The following is an 8,627-nucleotide window of genomic DNA, read 5'->3' as shown; positions in this document are numbered from 1 at the left end:
GACGGCGACGACGACTGACCAGCACGCACCTGACGCCCCCTGAACCCGAAGGGGCCGCCCCGCCACTGTCCGGCGGACGCGGCCCCTTCGCCCGTTCTGGCTCCTGTCCGATAAACGCCTGCGGCCCTTACGGCATTTCGAACGCTGTTCATGATATTGGCAGTCGGTGACGTTCAGATTGAACACCCCCGCGGTGGAAGTGGTGACCGGCGGCCACGACCGGATCTGGTACGAGACCACGCCGAACGGCGGCGAGGAGTACTGGTGGGTGGTCTTCAACATGCAGCAGGAGCTGATGGCCAAGTTCCGTCTCGGCTCCCCGGACCCGCGCTGGCTGTGTGTCGGCGAGATCAACGCCGAGGGCAAGGGCTCCGGCGGCGGTGGCGGCTCCGGATGGGTCATCCTCAGCGGCCATGACGCCGATGGCGCCGCCGGGACCAACGGCGCCATGAACCGGTGGTACGGCGGCATGGTGCACGAACTGGGCCACGCGCTCGGTCTGCCCGACTCCACGTACACCGACGGCACACCGATGTCGGCCTCGTTCTACGCGTACCCGAACTGCCACTTCAATCAGGCCCAGAAGAACGGCATCCTGAACGGCCCCTACGCCCGTTTCCTGTCCTGAGCCGTCCTGAGCCGCCGCCCCTCCCCGGAATTCGGAGGCGCCGGGGCCGGCCGGGACCGGACAATGGCGGGCATGGTCGTCTTCCGCTGCCGCCGCTGTCACGGCGATGTCGCCGGGCCCGTACGCGAGGTGCCGCTGCCCGACGCGGACAGCGCCCCGGCGCCGTACGAGATGCCGAAGGGCGAGGAGTGCCCGCCGCGGATGCGTCCGGGCACCTTCGCCTACGATCCGCCGGAGGCCGGGGAGCGGGTCTTCCGGCCAGACCTCGCGGGCGCGGCCCTGGGGCTTCGGCGCGCGGGGCTGGACGGCATCGTCCTGGCCCGGGCCGATGTGCACGGCACCGAGCTGACCACGCTGCGCGGACGGCGGAACGGCTGCTGCGGCCTAGACGGCTGCGACGGCCCGAACCTGGTGTGCCGCCGGTGCGCCGCCGAAGTGGCCACCGAGCGGTCGGACTGCTGGACCCCGCAGGAGGTCGTGCTCGTCCCCGGCGCGGTGGAGGCCGTCGACACCGGCTGATCAGGCGAGCGCGTCCGCTCCTCCTTCCAGCCACACGCGCAGGTGAGAGGGGCGTTCGGCGTCCATGTGCACCGTGTTCGTGGCGATGGCGGTGCGGCGGGCGGCGGCTTCCGGTTCGCCGGTGTTGGTGTTGACGTCGAAGCGGGGGAAGTTGCTGGAGGAGATGTCGAGCCGGACGCGGTGACCGGCGGCGAAGCGGTTCGCCGTGTCGGGGGCGGTGACCTCGATCTCGTACGCCTCGCCCGGGGTGAGCAACTCCGGCTTCTCGTAGGAGCGGTGGAAGCGGCAGCGGACGATGCCGTCGGTGAGGTTCATGGCGAAGCCGTGCGGATAGTCGGCGTTGGGCGGGTGGACGTCGATCAGCTTGATGGTGAAGTCGGTGTCCGGGGCAGTGGTGGAGATGTAGAGCCGTGCCGCCACCGGACCGGCGATCACCACGTCGCGTTCGAGCGGCGGTGTGGTCAGGCTGATCACGTCCGGGCGGGAGTCCAGCGGCAGGTAGGGCTCGCCCGCCCCGTACACCCTGGCGTCCGGGGCGTTCTGGTCGTATGCCCCGCCGGTCATCACCGGCTCGCCCGAGGTGACCTGGCCTCCCATGGTGGGGACCGGGCGGCGCGGGTCGAAGTCGTAGGTCACCGACGCGGCGGCCACGGTGGGCGGGGCGAGGGTGAGGGCGCCGCCGGTGGTGAGGTACAGGGCGACGGGGGCCGTCGACGCGGGCGGCCACCGGGTGTCGGTGCGCCACGCACCGCCGTGCCGCATCCGCCCGGCCGCGTCCCGGCGGCCGTCGCCGCCGCCCATCAGGAAGTACTGGACGGCGGGGAGGGCGCTTCCCGGACCGTCCTGACGGTCCAGCGCCCGGTCGAACCAGCGGCGGCGGAACTCCAGGTACGACGGGGCGAGGTTGCCGTCCAGGGTCGCCGACGGGCCGAAGTCCACGTCTCCGGCGAACGTCTCGCAGCGGTGCCCGTGCGTCCACGGGCCCATCACCAGGTAGGAGGGCGCCGACTTGAGTGCGCGCAGGGCGGTGAAGTTCTCGATGGTGGAACGGACGTAGGGGTCGTACCAGCTGCCCATGTGCAGGCTCGGCGCGTCCGGGAAGCGCTCGTAGAAGCCCCGCCCGTAGATCGCCGGGGTGCGGTAGTAGTCCCCGAAGGTGTCCTGTCGCCACTGCTCCAGCAGGAAGTCCTCGTACGCCGACAGGTGCCGCAGCGGTGTGCAGCCCGGCCGCCACGGCATCGCGCCGAACCAGCCCGCCACATCCACCCGCAGCAGGTCCTCGGCCAGCACCGGGTCCGCCGCCGCCTCCGGGCTCATCGCCGCGTGCCGCAGGGCCCAGGTCACCTGCTTCAGCTCGAAGGCCCCGCCCATCCGCATCCCCGCGTCGTACGCGGACGAGAAGCCGCCGGAGTCCTGGAACATGGCGGCGAGCCCCGTCACCCCCTCGGCGGCCGCGGCCGCCTGGACGTGGGCGGAGTAGGACACCCCGGTCATCACGACCCTGCCGTCACACCACGGCTGGTTCCTCAGCCAGTCGATCGTGTCCACCCCGTCCTGGCCCTCGCCGAGGTACTTCACGAAGGTTCCCCCGGAGTCGCCGCGGCCGCGGCAGTCCTGCCGTACGACGTGGTAGCGGGCCTCGGTGAAGTGCCGGGCGATGTCCTCGGGCCACGGGACCGGCGCGTCGCCTCGGTCCTGGTCCGAACCGCGCCGCTCCCGCCGACCGTACGGGGTCCGCTCCAGCAGCACGGGGAGCGCGGGCAGCGCGGTCGCCTCCGGCTCGGATGAGGCGGAGTACAGGTCGGCGGCGAGCCGGACGCCGTCCCGCATCGGGACGCTCAGGGTGCGGCGCCACAGGGCGCCGCCCTGGAGGGATGCGGGCCGGAGGGATTCGGCCGGGCCGGTGTGGGAGGTGTCGTAGCAGGTCACGCCCGTGACGCTAAGCAGTGGCGCGGGGTGTGGCGATCACTTGACCTCATGAGGTCAACTGTTCCGCCGGACGGTGACGGGGCCCGGCCCGCGACCTACTGTGCAGCGCATCCCAGCAAAGGTCCCCGGAGGCCGTCATGAGCACACCCACCCGCCGCACCCAGGAGGTGCGGGTCCCCGAGGACGACGACGGGAGCCGTGGCTCCCGGCTCCTCGACCTGGTCGAGCGTGCGGGAAACGCACTGCCGCACCCGTTCTGGCTGTTCTGGATCCTGGGCGGGGTGGTCGCCTGCGTCAGCTGGGCCCTGAACGCCACCGGCCTGCACGTCGAGGACCCGTCCTCGGGTGACCTGGTCGGCGTCCGCAGCGCCCTGTCGGCGGCCGCCGTACGGGACCTGATCAGCGGCGCCGAGGAATCCTTCGTCACCTTCGGCCCGCTCGGCACCGTGCTGATGGTGATGCTCGGCGTCGCGGTCGCCGAACGGTCGGGACTCTTCGAGGCACTGGCCCGCCGCATGCTGTCGGGCCTGTCCCCGCGGACCGTCGTCCTGGGCGTGGCCCTGGGCGGCGTCCTGGGGAAGTTCCTGTCCGACTCCGCGTATGTGGTCCTCATCCCGCTCGGCGCGGTGGCCTTCCGCGCCGTGGGCCGCTCCCCCATGCTCGGCATGATCGTCGCGTTCGTCTCGATCAACGCCGCGGGGGACGCCAACCCGCTGATCGCCCCCGGTGACGCGCTGTTCGCCTCCGTGGCCACCGAGGCGGCGCAGCTCGTCGACAAGGGCGTGGTGGTCCGCGCGACGGACAACATGTACTTCACCACCGTCTCGGCGTTCGTGCTGGCCGGGACCATCGCCCTGGTCGTGGACAAGGTCCTCGCCAAGCGCGAGCACCACCTGACCCCCGACCCGGATCTGGAGGCCGCCGCGGCGGGGCGGGGCGTCGCCGCCGAGGTCGACGACGCCACCGAGGTACGGGCCCTGAAGCTGACCGGGCTGGCCGCGCTCGGCTACGCCGCGCTGATCGTGCTCGCGATGCTCCCCGTCTCGTCGCCGCTGCGCGGTGAGGGCGGCGCGATCGTGGAGTCCACCTTCATGAACGCGATCGCCGTATTCCTCACCGTCCTGTTCCTGCTCATCGGCGCCGTGTACGGGCGGCTCACCGGGCGGATCAGCGGGAGCCGCGCGATACCGGAGTTCATGGCGGACGGCGTGCGCTCCATCGCGCCGCTGCTGGTGCTCTTCTTCGCCGTGTCCCAGTTCCTCGCCCTGTTCAAGTGGACCAACATCGCCACGGTCGTCGCGGTCGAAGGCGCGGACTTCCTCAAGCAGCTGGGCGCGCCCACGCTGGTGCTGTTCTCCCTGCTGATCGTCGCGGTCGCGCTGCTGAACCTCCTCATCACCTCGGGCTCCGCCCTGTGGGCCCTGGTCGCCCCGGCGCTGGTGCCCATGCTGATGCTGCTCGGCACCAGCCCGGCGGTCACCATGGCCCTGTACCGCATCGCCGACTCCTGTACGAACTCCATCACCCCGATGAGCACCTCGTTCATCCTCTGCGTCGGCTACCTCCAGACCCTCCGCCGCAAGGCCGGGATCGGCACCCTGGTCTCCTTCACGCTGCCCGTCGCCATGATCATGCTGGTGGTGTGGGTGCTGCTGTTCTTCGTCTGGTACCTGCTGGGCATCCCGCTCGGTCCGGGCGCGCCCGTACGGTGAGCGCCGCCGTACGCCGCCGTACGCTGACAGCGTGAGCATCGTCCTCGACCTCGGAGGGCTCGGCCCCGCGGACGTCGTGGCGGCACCCTGTGCGATGTCGGAACTGATGGCGAGCCTGCACATACTCGCCGAACCCGAGCACCACCCGGAGGCCGCCGACTGGACGGCCCGCGCCGCCGCGGCGGGGCCCGAGCTGCGCGACGAGCTGTCCGTGTTCGCTCCGCTGTGGGCCCGCTTCCGCTGCCGCCTGTTCTTTCCCCGTGCGGTGCCGCTTCGTGCCGTGCCGGATCGTGCCGTGCCGGATCGTGCGGTGCCGCGCGTGGTGAGCCTGGAGGAGGAGCTGGCGGCGATGGAGGAGCTGCCGGAGGACGACTTCCTCGATCTGGTGGCGCCCGGAATCCTCGGCACCGCCGCGCAGCACGCGCCGCCCGCCCGCGAGCTGCGCCCCGGCACCCCCGCCGCGGAGGACTACGCCCGCCGCTGCCTGCGCCGCAGCTACGCCCGCGGTGAGCTGGCGCGGCAGTTGGTGGCGGCGCCGTCGGAGCTGCGGGACCGGCTGGTGGCGGTGCTGCGGGCCGCCGACGCCGCGTTCTTCGCCGAGGACTGGCGCGTCCTGCGGCCGCCCCTGGAGGACCACGCGCGCGAGGTGCGCCGCCGACTGGCAGCCCTCCCCCCGGGGGCACCCCACTCGCCTCGCTCGCCCGCGGATGTGCTCACCGAACTGCTGCCCACGGCGGCCCGGGTCGGGCCGGGCGAACGGGTACGGCTGGACAAGCTCCAGATCGACGAGGTGAAGGTGGCCCCGCGCCCCCTCGTCCTCGTTCCGTCCGCCCGGGTGTGGCCGCATCTGACGGTCAAGCACGAGCATCCGTCGTGCGTGGTGGTGCAGTACGCGGCGCGCCGCGCCACCCCGGACGGACAGTTGACCCTGCGCGATCTCCACGACCGGCTGATGGCGCTGACCTCGCCCGCCCGGATGGAGCTGTGCCGTCATCTGCTGGGCGAGCCCATCACCACCTCGGAGCTGGCCGCCCGGCTCGGCTCCAGCGAACCGCAGGTCTCCCGCACGCTGCGGACCCTGCGCGACGCGGGCCTGGTGCGCTCCACCCGGGACGGCAAGCTGGTCCGGCACCGGCTCGCCACGGATGTCGTCCAGCGACTGGGCCAGGACGTCCTCGCCACCATGGCGCGCTGAACCGGCCGGAGGACACGCCTCCCGCAGCTCACGCCACGGGCGTGAATGCGGGCAGGGTGAGGGCCGAATGGGCCGGTCGTCCCTCCGTGGAGGGCATGGCGCTGAGATCGCGCAGCATGTCGTCGCGCTGCTCCAGGGCCCGGGCGGTGGTCGGGAAGAGGGTGGCGTCGCCCTCGCCGACCTGGTCCTGGTTCAGCGTCACGAACTCGCGGGTGGAGTGTTCGTAGGCGGCGAAGCCCGTGGCGTGGTCCCGGTCGGCCAGGGAACCGGCGAGCATGTACGCGCCGACGAGCGCGAGGCTGGAGCCCTGTCCGGTGAGGAACGAGGGCGCGTACGCGGCGTCGCCCACCAGCGCGACCCTGCCGCTGGACCAGCGGGGCATGCGGATCTGGCTGACCGCGTCGAAGAACAGGTCGTCCGCGCCGCGCAGGGCGGCGAGCATGCCCGGGACCTCCCAGCCCGCGTCGGCGAAGACCTCGGCGACCAGGTCCCGTTGGGCTTGCGGGTTCCGGAACGCGTCGAACGGCGGCTCCGGGTGGGCGAAGTTCAGGAAGGCGTGCACGTCGTCGTTGTCCCCCACGGCGTAGAGTGCCGCGGCCCTGCCCGGGGTGTTCCACATCATCAGCTCGTGGGAGAGCCCGAAGGTGTTGGGCAGGGTGAATCCGGCGAAGCAGTAGCCGAGGTACCGGTGGAACTGCTCTTCGGGACCGAACAGGAGCGCGCGGGTGCGTGAGTGCAGACCGTCCGCGCCGATCACCAGGTCGAACGTACGCCTGCCGCCCCCGCGGAAGGTGACATCGACCCCGTGGCCGGTCTGGTCGAGGCTGTCGATGGAGTCGTTGAACAAGAACTCCACGTCGTCACGGACCGCCGCGTGGAGAGCGCCGGCCAGATCCCCGCGCCGCACCTCCAGGTCCTGTCCCGCGACACCGCCGGTGAGGGTGTGGGGGTTGACCGAGGCCACCTCGCCGCCCTCCGCGTCGAGGAAGGTCATCCGGCGCAGGTCGATGTGCGCCTCCCGCAGCCGCGGCAGGATTCCCATCCTCCGGACGACGTCGAGTGCGGTGCCGCGCACGTCGATGGGGTAGCCGCCGCCCCGCAGCGCGCCCGCCTTCTCGACTACCGTGACCCCGAATCCGTAGCGGTTCAGCCAGTACGCGAGGGCGGGCCCCGCGACGCTGGCACCGGATATCAGGACCGTGCGTCTCAACAGGCCGGTGTGGGTCATTCCTTGACTCCTTTGCTCATGGTGCGGACGACGAGCAGGGACAGCGCGGTGAAGACACCGGCTATGACGAAGCCGGTGACGAAGGCCGATTCGGCCGGGACATCCGACCCTGAAGGGGTCGCGGCGGTGAGCATGGCGCCGCTGACCTGCGACCCCACGGCGAAGCCGAGCACGCGCGTCACCAGGACCAGGCCGGTGGCGATGCCGGTGTCACTCTGCTCGACGGAGGTGGCGGTGCTGGTCACCATCGCCGTCACGCACAGGCCGTTGGCCAGCGCGATCATCGCCTTGCCGATGACGAGGTGCCAGATCTCGGTGTGCACGGCCGCCAGGGCGATCAGGGCGGTGGCCATGAGGACGACTCCGGCGGTGACCACGGCACGTGAGCCGACACGCCGCGCCCCGATCCCGCTGAGCGGCCCGGCCAGCGACGCGGCCACGGCGCCGGGCAGCAGGAAGAAGCCGATCTCGGTGGCGCTGGCCCCGAAGCCGTACGCGTCGGAGGGCACCGCGAGCAGTTGCGGGATGAGGAGGACCGGCACCGAGGTACCGACGCAGATCAGGAACGTCAGCACGCACGACTTCCACACGGCGGGCCGTGCCAGCATGCGCAGATCGACCATCGGCGAGGCCGCGCGCCGCTCGACGGCGATCCATCCGGTCACGAAGGCGGCCAGGACCACGACGAGGGCGCCGAGCACGAGTGGTTGCGAGCCGATGTCGGGTGCCAGCGCGAGCACGAGCATGAGCGTGATGAGCGTGCCGCTCAGGAGAAGCAGGCCGGGCCAGTCGATCCTGGCGTCGTCCGACCGGCCCGGCGCGTCCTGCGGCATCAGCCGGTTCACCAGGACGGTGGCCGCGATGACCGCGGCCGTCGGCAGCGCGAACATCCAGTGCCGGGACAGCCCTTCCGCCACGGGCCCGGCCGACAGCGTTCCCGCCATCCCGCCGCCCACGAACAACCCGCTGACCACCCCGATGGCCACCTTCGACTCGCCCGCGGGGAGGTGTGAGCGCACCAGGATGAACGACAGGGGCAGCGCGCCCACCATCGCCCCCTGCAGTACCTGGCCGAGCAGCAGCACCGGCAGGTTCGGCGCCAGGGCGGACACCAGACCACCGGCCGAGACCACCGTCATTAGCCGGATCAGGACCCGTTTTCCGCCGTAGCGGTCGCCGAACTTGCCCGCGACCGGCGTGATGAGCGCGCCGGTGATGAGCAGCATGATGCTGAGTAACGCCCCTTCGGCCGGACTCATGTCCAGCTCGCGTTGCAGGAGCGGGAGCGTCGGCGTCACCACCGACTCCAGGGCACCGGTGGCGACTGCCAGCGCGCCGAGGGCCCCGACAGCGGCCTTACCGATGCGGACCGGGGGAGCAGCCAGAGTTGCGGTCATGGACGTCCTTCCGTCATTG

At 71.8% G+C, this 8,627-nt stretch carries 7 protein-coding genes; 4 read left to right on the top strand and 3 right to left on the bottom strand.

The window, feature by feature from the left end; translation table 11 throughout:
• The first annotated feature begins 166 nt into the window (after nt 1-166).
• Together ACZ6CL_RS09610 and ACZ6CL_RS09605 are read left to right on the top strand one after the other, a co-directional pair.
• Entirely contained in the window at nt 167-628 is a 462-nt protein-coding gene (locus ACZ6CL_RS09610) for a hypothetical protein (protein WP_468933257.1), read from the top strand.
• A 72-nt stretch (nt 629-700) separates the two neighbouring features.
• Nucleotides 701-1,147: a hypothetical protein gene (locus ACZ6CL_RS09605; RefSeq protein WP_468933254.1), complete on the top strand. Its 447-nt coding sequence runs from the start codon at nt 701-703 to the stop codon at nt 1,145-1,147.
• Here ACZ6CL_RS09605 and ACZ6CL_RS09600 read toward each other — a convergent pair whose 3' ends face one another.
• Nucleotides 1,148-3,076, bottom strand: a complete 1,929-nt coding sequence (locus ACZ6CL_RS09600; protein WP_468933252.1) for a CocE/NonD family hydrolase — start codon at nt 3,074-3,076, stop codon at nt 1,148-1,150.
• 137 nt (nt 3,077-3,213) lie between these two features.
• Here ACZ6CL_RS09600 and ACZ6CL_RS09595 point away from each other — a divergent pair, with 137 nt between their 5' ends.
• Nucleotides 3,214-4,788 (top strand): AbgT family transporter, encoded by a 1,575-nt coding sequence (locus tag ACZ6CL_RS09595; RefSeq protein ID WP_468933250.1) that lies wholly within the window; start codon nt 3,214-3,216, stop codon nt 4,786-4,788.
• A gap of 31 nt (nt 4,789-4,819) precedes the next feature.
• On the top strand, nt 4,820-5,983 hold the full coding sequence (locus ACZ6CL_RS09590; protein ID WP_468933247.1) for an ArsR/SmtB family transcription factor: 1,164 nt from the start codon (nt 4,820-4,822) through the stop codon (nt 5,981-5,983).
• Nucleotides 5,984-6,011: 28 nt separating this feature from the next.
• Here ACZ6CL_RS09590 and ACZ6CL_RS09585 read toward each other — a convergent pair whose 3' ends face one another.
• The gene (locus ACZ6CL_RS09585) at nt 6,012-7,211 is read right to left on the bottom strand and encodes an FAD-dependent monooxygenase (RefSeq protein WP_468933244.1); all 1,200 of its coding nucleotides are present in this window, start codon (nt 7,209-7,211) and stop codon (nt 6,012-6,014) included.
• Nucleotides 7,208-8,608, bottom strand: a complete 1,401-nt coding sequence (locus ACZ6CL_RS09580) for an MFS transporter (RefSeq protein ID WP_468933242.1) — start codon at nt 8,606-8,608, stop codon at nt 7,208-7,210. The genes ACZ6CL_RS09585 and ACZ6CL_RS09580 overlap by 4 nt, the downstream gene beginning before the upstream one ends.
• Nucleotides 8,609-8,627: the final 19 nt, after the last annotated feature.

The sequence above is a fragment of the Streptomyces sp. NPDC041200 genome (assembly GCF_055591805.1).
The sequence above is the reverse complement of the archived record's forward strand: the minus strand, read 5'-3'. Positions and strand labels throughout refer to the sequence as shown.